Source organism: Devosia beringensis (genome assembly GCF_014926585.1).
GTDB lineage: Bacteria > Pseudomonadota > Alphaproteobacteria > Rhizobiales > Devosiaceae > Devosia > Devosia beringensis.
The window spans coordinates 3,558,357-3,578,053 of record NZ_CP045422.1 but is presented as its reverse complement, the minus strand read 5'-3'; the positions used below and the strand labels follow the sequence as shown (position 1 = coordinate 3,578,053).

The window sequence follows — 19,697 nt, the reverse complement described above, 5'->3', positions numbered from 1 at the left end:
ACGGGGTCGGAAAACCAGGGCAATCCACTGTGCCGAGAGCACGCCGTGGGTGATATGGATCCGGTCCGCGAACTCCCATACGGGCCCGCAGCCTCTGGTGCTGCATCAGAGGCCGGACAGATGGCAGCATCCGACTACGTGCAATCCTTCAAAAACCGCTTGCGTCTTACGGGGCGTCCACAGATGGATTGCGGACGGGCGGCTCATGGCGGCGATAGTCTGATCGTTGCCGCCCAGACGTCGAGTTGACGGATATTCCGCCGCGCCGTAACAATTGGCGCATGATGATCGAAAACGGCATGGTCGTAGTAGGCGCGCGCATGGGCACGGCAGCATAGCTGCCAGGCGAAAGCACCCATGCGCGAAAAAATCAGCCCCCAAAGGGGCTTTTTTATTGCCCCGTTTCCCACCCCAACAATTGGCTTTGATCATGCCAGGTCCATCAGCTTCTCCTCGCCTCTCCACGTTGGTTTTTCTCTCGGCACTTGCTATCCTGCCGATCAACTTCTTCCTTCCATCCCTCCCCCAGATGGCCGCCGAATTTGGCGTAGATTATGGACTGATCGGCCTTTCGCTGGCGGCCTATGCCATTGTGTCAGCATGCCTTCAGCTCGTTGTGGGCCCGCTCTCGGACCGTTTTGGTCGCCGGCCCGTAATCCTCTGGGCGCTGGCGATATTTATCGTTGCGACAGTCGGTTGCGCCCTGGCGCCGGATGCCTGGACCTTCCTGGCCTGCCGGATGGTGCAGGCTGTGATCGCGCCAACCTACGCGGTGTCGCTCGCGGTGATCCGTGACACGACCAATCGAGAACAGGCCGCGAGCCGGTTCGGCTATCTGGCCATGGCGTGGGCAATTGCACCCATGCTCGGCCCCACGGCAGGCGGGCTGCTTGATCAGGTATTTGGCTGGAGGGCCAGCTTCTACGTTCTGGCGCTTTTTGGCATCGCGGTCCTGGCATTGTGTTGGACCGACCTGCGCGAGACGAACACGTCGCGATCCATGACGATGCTGGAGCAGTACAAAGCCTATCCCGAACTGCTCGGCTCCAAACGCTTCCTGGCCTATTGCCTGTGCATGGCCTTCTCGGTCGGCGCCTTCTATGCCTTCCTGGCTGGCGCTCCCCTGGCCGCTTCAACCTTCGATCTATCGCCAGCAGTTCTGGGTCTCTACATGGGCTCGATCACAGGCGGCTTCGTGCTCGGCAGTTTTCTGGCCGGGCGACTCGCCGGCAATCTCCCGCAGGCCACCCTGCTGATCGCAGGCAGGCTTGTGGCCTGTGGTGGGCTCTTGTTCGGCATCTTGCTGTACTTTGCCGGCGTCGATCATGTGATGGCATTGTTCGGGCCATGCCTGTTCGTCGGGGTATCGAACGGCCTTACGCAGCCTATTGCCAATGCTGCGGCAATTTCGGTGCGCGCAACGCAGACGGGAAGCGCCGCCGGTCTCGCCGGCCCGATCACCGTCGCCGGCGCTTCTATTATGGCAGCGATCGCAGGTGCCGTCTTGACGCAAGAGAATGCCCAGTCTGGCCTGCTAATGGTGATGCTGGCCTCAGCGATCCTCGCCCTGGCTGCAGCCCTGTCTGCTCGTCATCTCGAAATCAATACGGCCCAAACGACATAGCCAAAGGAGAGCGCGCCACGTCTGCTTTCGGCGAAGGCGAAGCGTTACCCCTGTTTCTGCGATGGTCTCGAAGCCGGCCCCCTAGATCACCACAGCCCTTGGCCGATAGGCCCCTTCCAGTTCAGCGATGTCTTCCACGCTGAGCTTGAGGTCCAGCGCAGCCACCGCATCGGCCAGATGCCCCGGCTTGGAGGCGCCGATGATCGGCGCGGTGACCAGCGGGTTTTGCAGGACCCAAGCCAGAGCGACCTGGGACATGGCAACGCCGTGGCGCTGGGCGACGGCCTGAACGGCATCGACAATGCCGCGGTCCATCTCGGCGGTGTCGCCATAGACCTTGGGAATGACATTGTCGGTGCCGGAGCGGCCGGTGGCCTGGCCCCAGGGGCGGGTGAGCAGGCCCCTGCCCTGTGGGCTCCAGGGGATGATGCCAACGCCTTGGTCGGCGCAGAGCGGCAGCATTTCGCGCTCCTCCTCGCGGTAGAGCAGGCTGAGCTGGTTCTGCATGGAGACAAAGGGCGTCCAGCCGTTCAGCCGGGCGACATACTGGGCCTTGGAGAATTGCCAGGCGGACATGGACGAGGCGCCGATATAGCTGGCTCTGCCGGAGCGGACGACGTCGTGCAGCGCCTCCATGGTCTCTTCGATGGGCGTGTCATCGTCCCAGCGGTGGATCTGGTAGAGGTCGACATAGTCGGTCTGCAGGCGGTCGAGCGAGGCGTCGATTTCGCGCAGGATGGCGCGACGGGACAGGCCGGTGGCATTGGCATCGGTGCGGCGGGTGGCGCCATTGACCTTGGTGGCAAGGACGATGTCCTCGCGACGCACGAAATCCTTGAAGGCGCGGCCCAGGATTTCCTCGGAACTGCCATCCGAATAGACATTGGCGGTGTCGAAAAAGGTGATGCCGAGATCCAGCGCCTGGCGGATGAAGGGACGGCTCTCCGCCTCGGGCAGGGTCCAGGGATGATTGCCCTGGTCGGGCGCCCCATAGGTCATGCAGCCAAGGCAGAGGCGCGAGACCTTGAGGCCGCTGTTACCCAGTCGCTTGTGGTCCAAAACCGCTCTCCCGCTCCGATATTTGTCCCACGCAGCGTAAGCCTAAGCGGCGCCGGCTGCATAGGATTATTCAGCGGGACGGCTTTGGACTGGCGCAACGCTCTCAGTGAAACCGTACATCCGTCACGCCTTCGAGCGCCTTGATGCCGCCGGCGACTTCGGCCGTCAGCCGATAGGCCCCAGGCAGTTCGATTTCATACTCCCGTGCCCCGCCGTCACGGATGACGACGAAGTTCACCTTGCCCTCGCCGCCCCTTTTGAGCTGGGCGTTGATCGAGCCAAGGGGCGAGGCGCTGGCGGCAAACACCGTCAGGCGCCGGTCGATCTTGTCCTCGATGCCGTCGATCGGCTCGGCCGAGAGCAGCCGGAGACTCACGCCCTCGGCGCGCTCGTCGGCGCCCACCTGCAGGATCACCGACTTGCCCGGCGACAGGATCGGCCCGAACTGGCTGATCTGCTCGGAAAAGGCGATGACCTCAAAGCTCCCCGTCTGGTCGGATAGCGTCAGGATCATCATCGGCGTGCCCTTGCGGGTGCGCCGATCCTGCCTGCCGCTGATCGTGCCGGCCAGCCGCCCGGCCGAGGCGCCATCCTTGACGGCGCGCTCGAAATCAGCCCAGCGCTGCACCCGCAGCTTGTCGAACATGTCGGAATAGGCGTCGAGCGGATGGGCCGAGAGGTGAAAGCCGAAGGCGGATAGCTCGCGATCGGCCCGCTCCGTCGTCGACCAGCCCGGCACGCCTTCCGGTAACCGCACGGTTTCCGGTTCCCCAGCGTCGAACATGTTCCACTGCCCCTCATTGCGCTCGGCGGTCAGCGACTGGGCCATGCCCATCACCGCCTCGATGGCCGCAAAGGCCACTTCGCGCCGCGGCACGATGGCGTCGAAAGCCCCGGCATTGGCCAGCGTTTCGAGCGTCCGCTTGGAGAGCACGCGCGGATCGACGCGACGGGCAAAGTCGCCCAGATCCTTGAACGGGGTATCGCCACGCACCTCGACGATATGCTCGGCCACCTGCCGGCCGACGCCCTTGACGGCGCAGAGACCGTAGAGGATCTGCTTGTCCTTGACAGAGAACACCACCTGCGAGCCGTTGACGCAGGGCGGCACCAGCGCGATCTTGTTGCGCTTGGCCTCGCTGCGGAATTCCGCCAGCTTGTCGGTATTGCCCATATCCAGCGTCATCGACGCGGCCAGGAATTCATGCGGGTAATGCGCCTTGAGATAGGCCGTCTGATAGGAGACGAGCGCATAGGTCGCCGCATGGCTCTTGTTGAAGCCGTAATTGGCGAACTTGGCCAAGAGGTCAAAGATGGTGTCGGCCTGGCCCAGCTTGAGCCCGTGCCGGATGGCGCCCTCGCGGAAGCGCTCGCGCTGCGCATCCATCTCCGACTTGATCTTCTTGCCCATGGCGCGGCGCAGCATGTCGGCTTCGCCCAGCGAATAGCCGCTGAGGAGCTGGGCGATCTGCATCACCTGCTCCTGGTAGACGATAATGCCATAGGTCTCGTCGAGCACCTTGGAGAGGTCCTCGTGGGGATATTCCACATCCTCGCGCCCGTGCTTGCGGTCGCAGAACATCGGGATATTGTCCATCGGACCCGGCCGATAGAGCGCCACGATGGCGATGATGTCCTCGAACCGGTCCGGCTTCATGTCGAGCAGCGCCCGACGCATGCCGGCGCCCTCGACCTGGAACACGCCGAACGTGTCGCCCCGGGCATAGAGGTCGTAGGTCGGCTTGTCGTCGATCGGGATATCCTCGATGCGGAAGCTGCCGCCATCGAGGTTCACCATATTGACGGCATATTGCACCGTGGTCAGCGTCTTGAGGCCGAGGAAGTCGAACTTGACCAGGCCCGCCGCCTCGCTCCACTTCATGTTGTACTGGCAGACCGGCATGTCCGAGCGCGGATCGCGATAGAGCGGCGCCAGGTCATGCAGCGGTCGGTCGCCGATGATGATGCCGGCAGCGTGCGTGGAAGCGTGGCGGAACAGGCCCTCGAGATTTTTGGCAATGGCGACCAGGTCGGCCACCGTCTCATCCTCATCGGCCATGGCCTTGAATTCGGGCACTTCCTTCATCGTGCGTTCGATCGACCAGGGATCGGCCGGATTGGCCGGCACCATCTTGCAGATGCGGTCCACCTGGCCGTAGGGCATCTGCAGCACGCGACCGACGTCGCGCAGCACGGCGCGCGCCTGCAGCGTACCGAAGGTGATGATCTGGCTCACCTGCTCGGTGCCGTATTTCCGCTGCACATAGCGGATCACCTCTTCGCGCCGGTCCTGGCAGAAGTCGATGTCAAAGTCGGGCATCGAGACGCGTTCGGGATTGAGAAAGCGCTCGAACAAAAGGTTGTAAGCCAAGGGGTCGAGGTCGGTAATGGTGGTGGCATAGGCCACCAGCGAGCCGGCGCCCGAGCCACGGCCGGGGCCTACCGGAATGCCCTGCGCCTTGGACCAGCGGATGAAATCGGCGACGATGAGGAAATAGCCGGGAAACTGCATGGACTGGATGATGCCCAGCTCGAATTCCAGCCGCTCCCAATATTCTTGCTCGGTCTTGCCCGGCGCCGGCCCGGGATTGGCGAGCCGGTTGCGCAGCCCCTCCTCCGCCATGGCCCGCAAGGCATCGGCCTCGGCCGCCACCGCATCCTCTTCGCTGAGATCGGGCGCGGCGGCGAATTTGGGCAGGATCGGCTTGCGCGTCAGCGGACGGTAGGAAACGCGCCGGGCGATCTCGACGCTGGAGTCCAGCGCCTCGGGCAGGTCGGAGAACAGCGCCGCCATTTCAGCGCGGGTCTTGAAATAATACTGGTCGTTGAGCTTGCGCCGCTCGGTCTGGGCCAGCACGGTGCCGCCGGCAATCGCCAGCAGCGCATCATGCGCCTCGAATTCCTTGGCCGATTTGAAGAAGGGCTCATTGGTGGCCACCAGCGGAATGCCCTTGCGATAGGCATAGTCCACCAGCCGCGGCTCGACGGCGGCCTCCTGCACCCGGCCATGCCGCTGCAGCTCGATATAGAAGCGATCGCCGAACAGCTCGGCGAGCCGGTCGAGGCGACGAATGGCATTGCCGTCCTGCCCCTGGGCAAAGGCCATGTCCACCGCGCCCTCGGGCCCGCCGCTCAGGCAGATCAGGCCCTCGAGCTGCTCGCGGCTCAGCCAGTCGAGCTGGGCCCGCGCCGTGCCGCCATCGCCCTCGATATAGGATTTCGACACCAGCCGGGACAGATTGCCGAACCCGGTCTCGGTCTGGGCGATCAGCACCACGCTGGATTTGCCCGCCCAGGCGACATGGCCGCGCTCGCTGATGCGCTCTTCGCCGGCGGCAAAGTCGATGGCCAGTTCCACCCCGACCAGCGGCTGGATGCCCTTCTTGCTGGCTTTTTCGGAAAATTCCAGCGCGCCGAACAGATTGCCCGTATCGGCAATGCCCAGCGCCGGCTGCGCATCCGCATCGGCCAGCTTGAGGATGGTCTCAAGCTGCAGCGCGCCCTCAAGCAGGGAATAGGCGGAATGGACGTGAAGATGGATAAAACCGGGACCTGTCATGACATCCTTTATGACTGCCGCGGGAGCGCGATCAACCCGTCCCGACGCGGCAATCCACAAGTCAGCCCGCTTGCGCTTTTCCGGTGACGCACTGGACGCGCATGCCGGCACAAGCTGCAGCTGCAATAGCGTCAGGATCACACGAGTCGGGTGACGACATCCATCCAGGTCAGCGCGCCGATGGTGAAGGCGCCCAGCGTAACGAAGGCGGCGAAGTCCTTGATGAAGGTAAGCATCTGCATCTCCCGTGTTGCTATAATGTTCTTATATGTTCCAGCTTTGTTCTTGTCGAGTGTGTAGGACGGGAACAGCGGGGATTGCCGGCGACTGGTTAGCGGACTGTTAATATTTGCGCTGGCGCGCCACCCCTTGCCGCCGGCCGCGCCAAAGCTCAGTCTGGTACGGCGATCCCGCCCGAGACTCACCACCATGACACCGACGCCCCATCTCAGCCTGGGCCTGCTGCTCACCGCCTCGGCCGGCTTTGCCGACGTGGTCAGCTTCATCGAGCTGGGCGGCCACTTCACCTCCTTTGTCAGCGGCAATACGACCCAGCTCGGCGATGCACTGGCGCTGGGCACCTGGTCGGTGGCTCTGCTTACGGGGTCGCTGGTGAGCCTGTTCTTTGTCGGCAGCCTGGTCGGCTCGCTTTTGGGGCTGCTGGCGGGGCCGCGCTGGGGCTCGAGCCTGGTGACGGCTTTGGTGGTGCTGAGCTTCCTCGCCACGCTCATCGGCGCCGCTCTGGGCAGCCCGCCGCGCCAGTTCATGCTGTTCCTGGCCGCCGGTGCCGGCGCGCAGAACGCCATCCTGCCCTCGACCGGCTCGGTGCGGCTGGGCACCACCTTCGTCACCGGCACGCTGTTTGCCGCCGGCCAGGACCTCGCCCGGGCGCTGCGTGGCCTCGCCCCACCCTGGCGCTGGGCCCAGCATCTGCTGGTCTGGTTTTCATTGCTGCTGGGCGGCCTGCTCGGCGGCCTCGGCTATGCCGGCCTGGGTCTGAACGCCCTGCTGGTCCCCGGCGCCATCTATCTCGGCTTTCTCATCGCCTTCATCGCCCGCCGCCCGGCCAAGGTCATGGCCTGACGGAAAAAATACCCCGGCTGGTCGATCATCCGAATTCATCCAGGCGCGGTCGCTTGCCAACGGTGACGCTATCAATGTTCTCGACATTGAAGCCCATGATCAGTGACGGGATCATCATGAAGACAAGGCAGAAGACCGGCAGCCCGACGACGGTAATCACCTGCTGCAGCGCCACCAGGCCCAGGTCGCCGGCCAGAATGATCAACATTGCGGCGACCAGCCCCTCCATCACCCCCCAAAACACGCGCTGACGCACCGGACCGGGTTCGTCCGACCCGGTGCAGAGCATATCGACCACCAGCGATGCGGAGTCCGATGAGGTGGCGAAAAATATCGCTACCACCACCACAGCCAGTCCCTGAATGAAGGGAGCGAAGGGGAAATGCTCGAAGAAGGCAAACATCGCCAGGGGCACGGACTCGGCAACAGCGCGGCTGATTTCACCCGCTTGCGGCCCCATCTGCTCCCGGATCGCCAGGCCGATGCCATCGATCTGCAAGGCCTGCCACCCGAAGATGGCAAACCAGATCAGCGTGAACAGCGATGGCGCCAGCAGCACGCCTGCCACGAATTCGCGGATGGTCCTGCCCTTGGAGATGCGGGCGACAAACAGGCCGATAAACGGCGACCAGGTCACGGTCCAGGCCCAGTAAAACACCGTCCAGTCCCCCTGCCAGCCCCAAGGCTCATTGGTAGGGTTGATGTTGGCGAGCATGTCGTTCCAGAAGGCCAGGCGCGGCAGGTTGGACAGGTAGAGGCCGATGGTTTCGACAGTGCCGCGGAACAGGAACAGCGTCGATCCGGTCACCAGCACGAACACCATCAAGGCGACAGCCAGGCCGATATTGAGGTTGGACAGAAACTTCACGCCCTTGTCGAGGCCGGCGACAATCGAGACTACCGCTACCCCGGTCAGCACCGCCAGGATGCCGACGGTCAGCAGCACACTGTCGTCGACGCCGAACAGCGCGGACAGACCCGCGGCTATCTGGGATGACCCCAGCCCTAGCGAAACGGCAACCCCGAACAGCGTGCCCAGGATGGCGACGATGTCGATCGCCTTGCCAATCGGACCGTGGATGCCTTCCTTGAGTAAGGGATAGAACACCGAACTCACCCGGACGGGCAAATCATAGCGGTGGATGAAATAGCCGAAGGCCAGCCCTGGCAGGGTAAAGATCGTCCAGGTGTGCAAGGCGAGATGATAAAGCGCGATTGAAACGGCGTCGCGGGCTGCCTGCTCGGAATAGGGCACGACGCCGGGCAAGGGCGGATCGGCAAAGTGGCTGATCGGCTCGGCAACGCCCCAGAACATCAATACTGTTCCGATACCGCCGGCGAACAGCATGGCGAACCAGGAGAGATTTGAGTAATCCGGCGTGCTGTCGCGGCGCCCGAGCTTGATATGGCCATGCTTGCTCAGAGCGGCCCAGATCAAAAACCCCAGCCAGACATTGACGCCAAGGATGAAAAACCACCCCAGATTGGTGACGATCCACCTGCGTCCCACGGCAAAGGCCTCAGCGATGGGCTCTGGGAAGACAACCAGCAGCAGCACGAACAGCAAAGTGCACCCTGCCGAGACGAAAAAGATGACGGGATCGGTTCTGAGCCCCAGCCGCCGTGCAAGACTTTCCACAGACCTATCCAATCAATTGCCGATGCGGGAACAGCGCGGCGGTCACCGTCGCGCCATATTTCGGAACGCGGCCTCACGCCAGACGTTCCAGAATCAAGGCGCGGCTGAAGCTGTGGCCGGCATTGCAGCGGCCGGATGCTCACGTTCTGTGCGCGTTGCGGGGCCCGGGCGAAAGGAGACCAGATGGCGTTATTGGTGGGTTTTCTGCTCGTCGCCTTACTCGGCATTGGGCATCACTACGGCCTATTGGCTGTCAGAGCGCTCAAGCCAAGTTCGAAACATGAGCCCGCTGCTGCGATCCTCGTGACGTTTCTCGGTCTGCTGGCCCTGCACACGCTCGAAATTCTGGCTTTCGCCGTCGCGTATAAGGGCCTGCTTGTTTGGGGTGCCTTCGGCGATCTTGCCGGGAGCTTTGATGAGAGCTGGGATGGGCTGATCTACTTCTCCGGCACCAATTTTGCGACGCTTGGCTACACCCAGATAGAAACCACCGGCTCAATCCGGATGATCAATATGATGCAATCGCTTGGAGGCTTCATGGTGCTGACCTGGTCTGCGACTTTCCTCTACTCGGTGTCGGAGCAGGCGTGGAAAGACTAGCATCGACCTCAGCCGCCTCGGCTTGTTGAGCGCTGCCGGTTCGCAAACCACGCACAAGGAGCCGTCGGCAAGCGACCCAATTCCGGCCGTCAAAAAAGGCCTGCCAATATCCCGAGGCTGTGGGAAAACTCGGCGAGAAAATCAGCGAGTAGAAAACGATTCCGCCCTGAGCAGAGGATCTGTCACCTACAGCCCTCTTTAGCCATTCGCGAGTAGGAATTTAGGGTGAAGTCCTCGGGAATTCGGCCTGAGAGACACCCGCGCGGAATAGCTTTCTAACAACATTTTGGAAGATCGAGTTTTCACACAGCCTCATCCCCAAAGCTGCCACCGCCAAAACGGCTTACCCCAGAGCTTTCTCGAATGCCGTGTGAACACCCATCGCCTCAACGATCAGTCGCATGTCGTCTTCCTCAAGCTGCCGCTTCGTCCCGCGCATGGCGATGCCCCAATGGGCGCCGTGGTCGCGGGTCAAGCGGAGTTGGCCCAGAAGCGGTCTGATCGGCGCGGGCTGAGCGGACGCAAGATAATCGACATCGACGCGAAACGGATTGAAATCCATCGCCTGCGCGGCGCGATAGGGCGCACTCGATGTGACCTGGCCGATGGTGAGGAACGCCTGCACCGCCGCGCCATCGCTTGTGCCCTCACGCGGGCAGTAATAGACAATCCAGTCGCCCTTTTTGAGGGATTGTACCGCAATGTGCCTGCCATGCCCGAGTTGGGCAAAGCCGCCGTCGCGTCCGGCGCGAGCATGTTGAGCCGATGCGACACCCATCCAGAAGGTCATTTGTCTGTCCCCTCAAGCGCCTCGGCGCAGCGTTGCAGCAGCTCTCCGAGCAGTTTTGCCTCGTCCTTTGTCAGCCCGGCCAGCATCTGCCGCTCCACCGTCTCCGACGCCATCGCGCCGGCCTCGGCGGCGGCTTTCCCCTTTTCCGTCAGCTCCGTCATGATGATGCGGCCATGCTCGGGATGTGGCGTGCGCAGGATGAACCCATCCCGCTCAAGGGTAACGAGCATGCCCTGCATGGACTGCGGCGTGACAAAGGCCGCGCGCGCCAGCGAGGCGTTCGAGATCTGCGGGTTGTCGCCTATGGCCAGCAGAACGGCATTCTGCGCTGCGGAGACGCCTGTCCCCGCCAGTTCCGCTTCCAGCCGCTGGCGCAGTCGATGCTGGGTGATTTTCAAACTGTAGCCGATCCAGGCCTCCCCGCTCGACGGGGTCATTTTGCGCATTGACATATCAGGAGCCTGATATTTATATAAGGAACCTGATAATAGACCGGAGAGAAGACTATGACAATGCCAATCGGACCATCCTTTATCGCCTTGCAGGTGCGCGATCAGGCGGCCTCCGTCGCTTTCTACAAGGACGTCTTCGGCTTCGCGGCACAGGAGCGTAATCCGCCCGGCGCCGTCGTCTTCACCACCACGCCGATTGCGCTGGCGCTGCGCGAACCGCTGCGGCCCCTGCCCGCAAGCGGCCCGCTCGGCACCGGCATGGTGCTGTGGATCGCCTGCAAAGATGCCGACGCCTTTCACGATCAGATCATCGAGCGCGGCGGCACGATACTGAGCCCGGTCAATGACGGCCCGTTCGGCAGGTTTTTTGTGGCCAGCGACCCCGATGGCTACGCGCTCACCTTCCACACAGCGCAAAACTGAGCACTGGGACACGCGGCCCAACAGTCCGCGCACCTGACCCAAAGGATGCTCACGCCGCACACACGAAAGGCCCGGATCGCTCCGGGCCTGTGGTCGTAGGCGCGGCAAATACCCGCAACCTTGGCGTTACGCCCGGCGCGGTGGCGCCACGAGGAAAGCCAGCTTGAAGGCCAGCGGGTTGACCAGCTGGCTGACCACGAAGGCGATCGGCCAGGCGGTAATGAACGATACCGGCCAATGGGCCACAAAACCGGGCCCGGCATTGATGAACCCCATCACGCCGCTCATGATGAGCGCCATGAAAAAGGTGATAAAGAGGGAAAGGGTGATCTGGGTTTTCTTGGACATGAAGGCTCCATCAAGGTTCGGCTGACGGAGACCATTCCACGTCAGCACCAAGTCCCCTCAACAGGGATTGGTGCCGTGGGACGCAGAACCTGCGACGAATGCCTGCACAGGGCAGGACCGGGATACCAACCGGCGACTTCATTTCGGCCTGCGAGAGTTAGGCAAAGCCGCCCCGCAGCGCAAGCCGCGCCGGCGAATGGCTGGCCTGCATAGAAAACGCTTACGCAAACGCGCGCTTTGCGAGCAAGCGGTCGCCCCAATCGTCGGCTGCCCGGCAGGACACCGGGCTGAACGAGAAGCCGGTTTGGGCGCCGCGTACGGCACCCGTCTGTTGTTCCCAAGGACCTCCGGCACGCGCTGAGACTGTTTACCGGCAGCACACCGCCCGCTATCTTCATCATGCCATTCGGTCTAAGCCTATGGCTATACGGCTGTCTTTGACGCCATCCAAAGGACTCCGATGTCATCATTGCCAGTGCCTTCGCTGAAATTTCTGGCCGGCGGCGGCGAGATGGGCCAGCGCATACGGGCAATGGACTGGTCCGCGACACCCCTGGGTCCGCCAGACAACTGGCCGGGTAGCCTGAGGACCCTGGTGCAGGTGATGCTCATGTCCGGGCAGCCGATGTTCATCGCCTGGGGCCCCGAGCGCATCATGCTGTATAACGACGGCTACGCGCCGATGTGCGCCAACAAGGACCCATGGGCGCTCGGAAAGCCCTTCTCGGCGGTTTGGGCCGACATTATCGCGGCTGTTGGTCCGATAATGGATGCCGCCTATGCCGGGATCCCGACTTACATGGATGACATCGAGTTCCTGATGACCCGACACGGTCAGCAGGTCGAGACGCATTTTTCGTTCGGTTACACGCCTGTCCACGACCACGACGATCATATTGCGGGCATGTTCTGCACCGCACTGGAGATCACCGCGAAGGTTGCTGAAGCAAAGGCCCGGCAAGCTGACGCGCAGCGCCTGACCGAGATGTTCGAGCAGGCGCCCAGCGCGATCGCCGTGTTGCGCGGGCCCACCTACATATTCGACGTGGCCAACTCGGCGTATCAGCGCCTGGTGGCGAAAAAGGACTTCGTGGGTCAACCCGTTGCCGAGGTCATGCCAGACCTGTTGGAGCAAGGTTTCGCTGACCTGCTCGATCGGGTGTATTCGACCGGCGAGCCGTTCGTCGGCTCGGGCGTCCCCATTACCGTACTCGATCCCGAGACCGGTACCAGCACCGAACGGGTGATGGACTTCGTCTATCAGCCGATGCGCAACGCCGATGGCCAGGTCGACGCCATTTTTGTGGAGGTCGTCGACGCCACCGAGCGACACAATGTCGAGAAGATGCAGGCGCTGCTCACCGAGGAAATGGGGCATCGCATCAAGAACCAGATGGCCGTCGTGCAGGCGATCGTCAATCAGACCCTGCGCGGCGCGCCTGACATTCGCGCAGCCCGACAGTTGATCAATGATCGGCTGGTCGCGCTGGCCAGCGCCCACGATCTGCTGCTGCGGGGAAAAGGCGAACGCGCCTCGGTGCTCAAGCTGATCGAGACGGCAATGGAGCCTTATGGCCGCACCAACGAGCGTCAGATTTCCATTGTCGGCACCGATATCGAACTCGCGCCGAAAGCGGCTCTGTCGCTGGCGCTTATCTTGCACGAACTCGCCACCAATGCCGTCAAATATGGCGCACTCTCGGTGCCGGAGGGACGGTTGGAAATCCAGTCGACCACGACCATGGTCGACGGCAGATCGGTTTTCAACCTAACCTGGAGGGAGGCCGGCGGACCGCCCGTGAGTGAGCCGTCATCCTTGGGATTTGGCACAAGGCTGCTGCGCGGCGGCATCACCGGCGTCGCCAACAGCGTCGAGCTGACCTACGCGCCCATCGGCTTCAGCTTCAGCCTGACAGCCTCGGCTGTTGAAATCTTGAGTTCGTAGCCCCAACCGAACTTTTTGATCGAGCCCGGCTGACCGCGCTCGGGTCTCCCCGAAGTCCCGCAAACAAAAAGGCCCGGATCGCTCCGGGCCTTTTTCTGATTGGACTGAGGACATCAGTCCTTGTCGACGGTGGCCTTGGGCTTTTTCGGCTTGGGCAGGGCCTTGGGCTTGGCGGCCCGCGGCGGCGCCGCGATCAGCTCGAGCTTGGCATCCTTGCCTTCGCCGACCACGGCCACGGTGACCGTGCCGCCATTGACCAGTTCGCCGAACAGCACCTCTTCAGCCAGCGGCTTCTTGATGTATTCCTGGATCACCCGGCCAAGTGGCCGCGCGCCCATGCGTTCATCATAGCCGCGTTCGGCCAGCCAGTCGGCGGCAGCGGGCTGCAGCACGATGGTGACATTGCGCTCGGCCAGCTGGCCTTCCAGCTGCAGCACGAACTTCTCGACCACGCGACGGACCACTTCACGGGGCAGCGGCGCAAACGAGATAATCGCATCCAGCCGGTTGCGGAATTCCGGGCTGAACAGGCGGTTGATCGCCTCTTCGTCGTCGCCCTGCTCGCGCTTGCGCCCAAAGCCGATCGGGCTCTTGGCCAGCTCCATGGCGCCCACATTGGACGTCATGATCAGGATGACATTGCGGAAATCCACCGACTTGCCGGTGTGATCGGTCAGCTTGCCATGGTCCATCACCTGCAACAGGATGTTGTAGAGGTCGGGATGGGCCTTCTCGATTTCGTCCAGCAGCACCACGCAATGCGGGTTCTGATCGACGCCATCGGTCAGCAGGCCGCCCTGATCGAAGCCGACATAGCCCGGCGGGGCGCCGATCAGACGGCTGACGGTGTGGCGCTCCATGTATTCCGACATGTCGAAGCGCAGAAGCTCCACGCCCAGGGTGTCGGCAAGCTGCTTGGCCGCCTCGGTCTTGCCCACGCCGGTCGGCCCGGTGAACAGGTACGACCCGATCGGCTTTTCCGGTTCGCGCAGGCCGGCACGGGCCAGCTTGATCGCCGAGGACAGAGCCGTGATCGCTGCATCCTGGCCGAACACCACGGTCTTGAGATTGGTCTCAAGGCTGCCCAGCATTTCCGCATCGGACTTGGAGACCGATTTGGGGGGAATGCGGGCAATGGTGGCAATGGTCGCCTCGATGTCCTCGACATCGATGATCTTCTTGCGCTTGTCCGGGGTCAGCAGCATCTGGCCGGCACCCGTCTCGTCGAGCACGTCGATCGCCTTGTCGGGCAGCTTGCGGTCATTGATATAGCGCGCGCTGAGCTCGACTGCGGCCTTGAGGGCCTCGTCGGTATACTTGATCTTGTGGAACTCTTCGAAATAGGGGCGCAGGCCTTTGACGATCTCGATGGCGTCCGGGATCGTGGGCTCATTGACGTCGATCTTCTGGAAGCGCCGGACCAGGGCCCGGTCCTTCTCGAAGAACTGGCGGTATTCCTTGTAGGTGGTCGAGCCGATGCAGCGGATCGCACCACTCGCGAGCGCGGGCTTGAGCAGGTTGGACGCGTCGAGCGCCCCGCCCGAGGTCGCGCCGGCCCCGATCATGGTGTGGATCTCGTCGATGAAGAGCACCGAATTCGGCATCTTCTCGAGCTCCTTCATCACCGCCTTGAGACGTTCCTCGAAGTCGCCGCGATAGCGCGTGCCGGCCAGGAGAGAGCCCATGTCGAGCGAATAGATCACGGCTTCGCGCAGCACCTCGGGCACGTCGCCCTCGATGATCTTGCGGGCCAGGCCCTCGGCAATGGCGGTCTTGCCCACGCCGGCATCGCCGACATAGAGCGGGTTGTTCTTCGAGCGCCGGCACAGCACCTGGATGGTGCGGCGCAGTTCGGCATCGCGCCCGATCAGCGGGTCGATCTTGCCGGCACGGGCCTTCTCGTTGAGGTTGACCGCAAAATCGGCCAGAGCCGAGCTCTTCTTGGCCTCGGCGCCGCCTTCGGCATGGTTCTCGCCATCTTCGGCGCCATGCACCTTGCGCTCTTCGCTCGGGCCCGACTTGGTAATGCCGTGGCTGATGAAATTGACCGCGTCCAGCCGGCTCATGTCCTGCTGTTCGAGGAAATAGGCGGCATGGCTTTCGCGTTCGGCAAAGATCGCCACCAGCACATTGGCACCGGTAACCTCTTCGCGACCGGACGACTGCACATGGATGACGGCGCGCTGGATAACGCGCTGGAACGCGGCGGTCGGCCGCGCATCCTGGCCATTGGGGACGATCAGGCTGTCGAGTTCTTCATTGATGAAGTCCTCGAGATCGCTCTTGAGCGCGTCGACATCGACATCGCAGCCGGTCAGAACGGCGATCGTTTCACGGTCGTCGGTCAGGGCCAGCAAGAGGTGTTCGAGCGTGGCGAACTCATGGTTTCGCTCGCGCGCCAGGTTCATTGCCTGATGCAGAGCCTTTTCAAGTCCGCGGGAGAATGAGGGCATATGATGTTCCTATTGCTTTTCCATCACGCATTGCAGCGGATGCTGGTTCTTGCGTGCCGTATCCATGACGCGGGTGACCTTGGTCTCGGCCACCTCGTATGGATATACGCCGCACTCACCGACCCCCTTTTGGTGAACGTGCAGCATGATCTGCATGGCGTCTTCACGCGATTTGTTGAAGACGTCCTGCAGAACGAGAATGACGAATTCCATCGGCGTGTAATCGTCATTGAGCAGCAGCACCCGATAAAGGCTCGGGCGCTTGGTCTTGGGCCGGGTCTTGGTGATGGTCCCGGCATCGGTATCACCCTTGCCCGGATCCTCACTCTTGGGCCCCGCCATGGTGGGGCCAGGCACCTGACCGCTGGCGGTCGGCACCTCATCGGTCGTGGCGGGACGTCTATTCAAGGTCATGGCAAAAATCATCTGTCGTGAGGAAAACGAAGCAGCTGGTGGGAGCCATTATGTAGGCAAAATCCGCGCTGTGTTAAGGCCCCATCCATCCCGAATTTGTGAGCGGCACAAAAGCCCCCCTCTTCAAAGGCTTATACGCAGGCGAGGCCGGCGCGGATCCCATTGTGTGCCGCCACGGTGAGCCCCGGCTGGCGCAGTCCGGGACGACCGCCGGACCGCGACCTCCAGCTCGGGCGCCTGGACTTTCTCCACAGTCACACAAATCGATGGCATTTTACGGATTCGTAACACGCCGGGCGTAGAACTGAAGACTTGTTGGACGGTCTGGGCGCGTGGGGCTCACCCGGGACGTCCTTGAGTAAGCGTTGTTGTCGTTGCGTACGGGCATTTTTGTGCCCGAGAGTAAGAGTTGGAGTACCGGGTGGCTTCCCAGGCGAAATCCCCATGGCGCATTGCGCTGACCCGCGCCCTTGTTGCAGTGCTGCTCGCCTTGGCGGTCAGCGCCCACGTGGCGGCACCGGCCCAGGCCATCGAAAACCTCCGCAAATATGCCGGCATCGTCGTCGATGCCAAATCCGGCAGCGTGCTCTATGAGGAGGCCGCCGATAGCCGGCGCTACCCCGCCTCGGTCGCCAAGGTGATGACGCTCTATGTCCTGTTCCAGGAACTGAGTGCGGGCAATCTCAAGCTCTCCACCAAGATGACCGTCTCGGCTCATGCCGCTGCGGCTGTGCCCACCAAACTGGGCCTGCGCTCCGGCGCCACTATCACGGTGGAAGATGCCATCAAGTCGCTGGTGACCCTGTCGGCCAATGACATGGCCCGCGTCATCGCCGAACATATCTCGGGCTCCGAGAGCAATTTCGCCCAGCGCATGACGGCCACGGCCCGCGCCTTGGGCATGCGCAACACCACCTATCGCAATGCCTCGGGCCTGCCCGATGGCGGCCAGCTGACCACGGTGCGCGACCAGGCCATCCTGGGCATCGCCATCTACCAGCACTTCCCCAGCTATTATGAGTTCTTCCAGACCAAGAGCTTCAGCTACGGCAAGTCCACCTATGGCAACCACAACCGCGTGCTCGGCTATATGGGCGCCGTCGACGGCATCAAGACCGGCTATATCAACGCGGCCGGTTCCAACCTGCTGACCGCCGCCCGCAAGGATGGCCGCCATATCGTGGTCGTCGCCTTCGGCTTCAATTCCTCGGCCTCGCGTGACGAAAAAGTCCGTCAGCTGGTCGCCTCCTACCTGCCCAAGGGCCGCAGCGGCGATTATCTGCGCACCGCCATGATCCCCATGCCGGGCAGCCAGGGCTCCACCCAGGTCGCCGTGGCTCAGTCGCCATCGGCCGGTCCGGTCTTTGTCATGCCCATGCCCATGCCCGGCTTCCGCCTGGCACAGCTGGTGGCCGCCAATGGCGCCCAGCCGCAGGCCCAGGTCGCCCCGCAGCTGGCTGTCGCCACCACGGCGCCCCTGCCCCAGCCCATGCCGGCCGATCTCGGCCTGCAGCCGGCCCTGCAGGCCGCCAATACGCTGGGTGCACCCTCACAGACCCCGCAGCCACCGGTGCCCACCCAGGACGTCATCGGCGCCTGGCTCAGCGATACCTATAATCTGGGCGCGCCGCCCAGCGCGCTCGGCCAGACACCGCCATCGGCGCCACTGGGCTATGTGCCACCCGCCAATACCGGTGCGCCAGCAGCCGGCCAGCCGGTCGACCTTTTGACCTCGGGCAGCGTGCCGGTTGCCGATGTCAGCGCCACGCCGGGCGGCTGGGTTGTGCAGATCGGCGCCGGACCGTCGGAAGACAGCGCCCGTGCCATGCTGGCCGACGCAGCCGGCAAGGCCGGCGGCCTCAATGATTTCCGCTCCTATGTGGAGCGCTTCGAAAAGAACGGCAGCGTGTTCTACCGCGCCCGCTTTGTCGGCTTTGGCGGCCGCGACGACGCCACCGCCATGTGCAACCAGCTCAAGCAGCAGGACCTGGCCTGCCTGGCCATGCAGAGCTGAACCGGAACGAGACTGACAAGACGAGCCGGGGCCGATGAGCCGCCGGCCATGAGGGGAAGCAAATTGGCGCCTGTGTTTGGAGTAGCCCAATGAGCGAACGTACTGCCCTGACCGAGCTGGCCAATTTTGTCGGCCGCTCGAGTCTGCTCAACGAGGACATGGCCGCGCGCAACCGCGTGCTGGCCGGCATTGCCGGGCGCCTGCTGCCGCGCAAGCGCAGCGTCGGCGATCTGCTCGGCGTGGTCCTCGCTTTGTCTGCCCGCACCCGCCGCATGGTGCAGGAGCCGGTTACCGTCGATATCGACGTCTTCGCCCCCGGCGGCGCCCGCGCCATCAAGCTTGATCTCGGCGAGCGCTGAGCCCGCCTGACACTAGCCTCAGATTTCGCTGTTCAGCATATGCACGAAGCGCTGCTCGGCTGCCGCCTGCGGGGAGAGGGTCGTGGCCAGCGCCAGGCGGGCCTGCGACCGCGCGCTGCGCAGCAGGTGCAGCGCCTCCACCAGGTTGCGATATTCATGCCGCGCGCTCAGATGCGACGCCGACGGCAGCCCGCCCAGCATGTCCTCGTCGAGCGGATCAAACACTGTCAGCCCGCTGGCAAACAGCGACCGGAAGATGACGCGCTCGGCAATGCCGTCCGCCACCCGGCAGCCCAGCCGCAGGGCGATGCGCTCCAGCATGGTCTGCACCTGCCGCATATTGCGCGAGGACAGCATGGAGATGCGGTTGCGCACCAGCACCCAGTCAAAGGTCCGCCCGTCCACGGCCAGCCGCTCCGAGCGGGCGCGCTGCACCAGCCGGGCATAATGGCTCATCTCGCGCGGCTCGCCCGTCACCGGGTCCATCTGCGCCATCACATTGAGATCGATCAGGCTGTCATTGACCGGCGTCACCAGCGTATCGGCCAGCGAATGCGCCAGCCGCGTCAGGTTGGTGTCGAAGCCGGGCGTGTCGATGATGAGGAAATCGGCGTCATGCTCGACCTCCCCCACGGCCTGCCGGAACAGGTCGAACTCGATGCGGTGATTGGCCTTGAGCGAATCCCCGCGCGACACCGGCAGGTGGAAATGGGTGGTATGGGGGACCTTGAGGCCGCGATTATGCGCCCATTCCCGGCGGTTGCGCACATAGTGGGTCAGCGTCTGCTGCCGGCTGTCGACATCGATCGTGGCCACCTTGTAGCCCTCGTAGAGCAGCTGGATGGCCAGGTGAAAGGCCGTGGTGGATTTCCCCGACCCGCCCTTTTCATTCCCGATTACAATGACATGTACGCCATGTCCGGCCATTGCCTACT

General features: G+C 63.1%; 16 protein-coding genes. 7 read left to right on the top strand and 9 right to left on the bottom strand.

Annotated elements, in window-relative coordinates; genetic code table 11:
- Nucleotides 1–430 precede the first annotated feature (430 nt).
- Nucleotides 431–1,624, top strand: coding sequence for a multidrug effflux MFS transporter (locus GDR53_RS17430; RefSeq protein ID WP_193335688.1), 1,194 nt, complete (start codon nt 431–433; stop codon nt 1,622–1,624).
- A gap of 81 nt (nt 1,625–1,705) precedes the next feature.
- Here the strand turns inward: GDR53_RS17430 and GDR53_RS17425 are convergent, their stop codons facing one another.
- Together GDR53_RS17425 and dnaE are read right to left on the bottom strand one after the other, a co-directional pair.
- Nucleotides 1,706–2,623 (bottom strand): aldo/keto reductase, encoded by a 918-nt coding sequence (locus tag GDR53_RS17425; RefSeq protein ID WP_408639808.1) that lies wholly within the window; start codon nt 2,621–2,623, stop codon nt 1,706–1,708.
- Between the two features lie 163 nt (nt 2,624–2,786).
- Nucleotides 2,787–6,242, bottom strand: a complete 3,456-nt coding sequence (gene dnaE / locus GDR53_RS17420; RefSeq protein WP_193335686.1) for a DNA polymerase III subunit alpha — start codon at nt 6,240–6,242, stop codon at nt 2,787–2,789.
- A 429-nt stretch (nt 6,243–6,671) separates the two neighbouring features.
- Here dnaE and GDR53_RS17415 point away from each other — a divergent pair, with 429 nt between their 5' ends.
- On the top strand, nt 6,672–7,325 hold the full coding sequence (locus GDR53_RS17415; protein ID WP_193335685.1) for a YoaK family protein: 654 nt from the start codon (nt 6,672–6,674) through the stop codon (nt 7,323–7,325).
- 25 nt (nt 7,326–7,350) lie between these two features.
- On the opposite strand, the gene GDR53_RS17410 is transcribed toward GDR53_RS17415, so the two are convergent.
- Nucleotides 7,351–8,964, bottom strand: a complete 1,614-nt coding sequence (locus tag GDR53_RS17410; protein WP_193335684.1) for a BCCT family transporter — start codon at nt 8,962–8,964, stop codon at nt 7,351–7,353.
- A gap of 183 nt (nt 8,965–9,147) precedes the next feature.
- Between GDR53_RS17410 and GDR53_RS17405 the strand changes: the two genes are divergently transcribed.
- On the top strand, nt 9,148–9,564 hold the full coding sequence (locus tag GDR53_RS17405; RefSeq protein WP_193335683.1) for a hypothetical protein: 417 nt from the start codon (nt 9,148–9,150) through the stop codon (nt 9,562–9,564).
- Between the two features lie 343 nt (nt 9,565–9,907).
- On the opposite strand, the gene GDR53_RS17400 is transcribed toward GDR53_RS17405, so the two are convergent.
- Both GDR53_RS17400 and GDR53_RS17395 read right to left on the bottom strand, forming a co-directional pair.
- On the bottom strand, nt 9,908–10,354 hold the full coding sequence (locus GDR53_RS17400) for an EVE domain-containing protein (protein ID WP_193335682.1): 447 nt from the start codon (nt 10,352–10,354) through the stop codon (nt 9,908–9,910).
- Nucleotides 10,351–10,800: a MarR family winged helix-turn-helix transcriptional regulator gene (locus GDR53_RS17395; RefSeq protein ID WP_210321356.1), complete on the bottom strand. Its 450-nt coding sequence runs from the start codon at nt 10,798–10,800 to the stop codon at nt 10,351–10,353. The genes GDR53_RS17400 and GDR53_RS17395 overlap by 4 nt, the downstream gene beginning before the upstream one ends.
- Nucleotides 10,801–10,860: 60 nt before the next feature.
- Between GDR53_RS17395 and GDR53_RS17390 the strand changes: the two genes are divergently transcribed.
- Nucleotides 10,861–11,229 carry a VOC family protein gene (locus GDR53_RS17390; RefSeq protein WP_193335680.1) on the top strand — a complete coding sequence of 123 codons (369 nt, stop codon included), beginning with the start codon at nt 10,861–10,863 and terminating at the stop codon, nt 11,227–11,229.
- A gap of 126 nt (nt 11,230–11,355) precedes the next feature.
- Here GDR53_RS17390 and GDR53_RS17385 read toward each other — a convergent pair whose 3' ends face one another.
- On the bottom strand, nt 11,356–11,577 hold the full coding sequence (locus GDR53_RS17385) for a DUF2798 domain-containing protein (protein WP_193335679.1): 222 nt from the start codon (nt 11,575–11,577) through the stop codon (nt 11,356–11,358).
- Nucleotides 11,578–12,037: 460 nt separating this feature from the next.
- Between GDR53_RS17385 and GDR53_RS17380 the strand changes: the two genes are divergently transcribed.
- Nucleotides 12,038–13,522, top strand: a complete 1,485-nt coding sequence (locus GDR53_RS17380; RefSeq protein WP_193335678.1) for a sensor histidine kinase — start codon at nt 12,038–12,040, stop codon at nt 13,520–13,522.
- A gap of 113 nt (nt 13,523–13,635) precedes the next feature.
- Here GDR53_RS17380 and clpA read toward each other — a convergent pair whose 3' ends face one another.
- Together clpA and clpS are read right to left on the bottom strand one after the other, a co-directional pair.
- Entirely contained in the window at nt 13,636–15,975 is a 2,340-nt protein-coding gene (clpA, locus tag GDR53_RS17375; RefSeq protein WP_193335677.1) for an ATP-dependent Clp protease ATP-binding subunit ClpA, read from the bottom strand.
- A 9-nt stretch (nt 15,976–15,984) separates the two neighbouring features.
- A complete protein-coding gene (clpS, locus tag GDR53_RS17370) occupies nt 15,985–16,317 on the bottom strand; it encodes an ATP-dependent Clp protease adapter ClpS (protein ID WP_193338156.1) in 333 nt (110 codons plus the stop codon).
- A 493-nt stretch (nt 16,318–16,810) separates the two neighbouring features.
- Here clpS and GDR53_RS17365 point away from each other — a divergent pair, with 493 nt between their 5' ends.
- Together GDR53_RS17365 and GDR53_RS17360 are read left to right on the top strand one after the other, a co-directional pair.
- Nucleotides 16,811–18,403: an SPOR domain-containing protein gene (locus GDR53_RS17365; protein ID WP_193335676.1), complete on the top strand. Its 1,593-nt coding sequence runs from the start codon at nt 16,811–16,813 to the stop codon at nt 18,401–18,403.
- Nucleotides 18,404–18,492: 89 nt separating this feature from the next.
- Nucleotides 18,493–18,762 carry a hypothetical protein gene (locus GDR53_RS17360; protein ID WP_193335675.1) on the top strand — a complete coding sequence of 90 codons (270 nt, stop codon included), beginning with the start codon at nt 18,493–18,495 and terminating at the stop codon, nt 18,760–18,762.
- Nucleotides 18,763–18,780: 18 nt separating this feature from the next.
- Here the strand turns inward: GDR53_RS17360 and GDR53_RS17355 are convergent, their stop codons facing one another.
- Nucleotides 18,781–19,689 (bottom strand): division plane positioning ATPase MipZ, encoded by a 909-nt coding sequence (locus GDR53_RS17355; RefSeq protein WP_193335674.1) that lies wholly within the window; start codon nt 19,687–19,689, stop codon nt 18,781–18,783.
- Between the last annotated feature and the right edge of the window lie 8 nt (nt 19,690–19,697).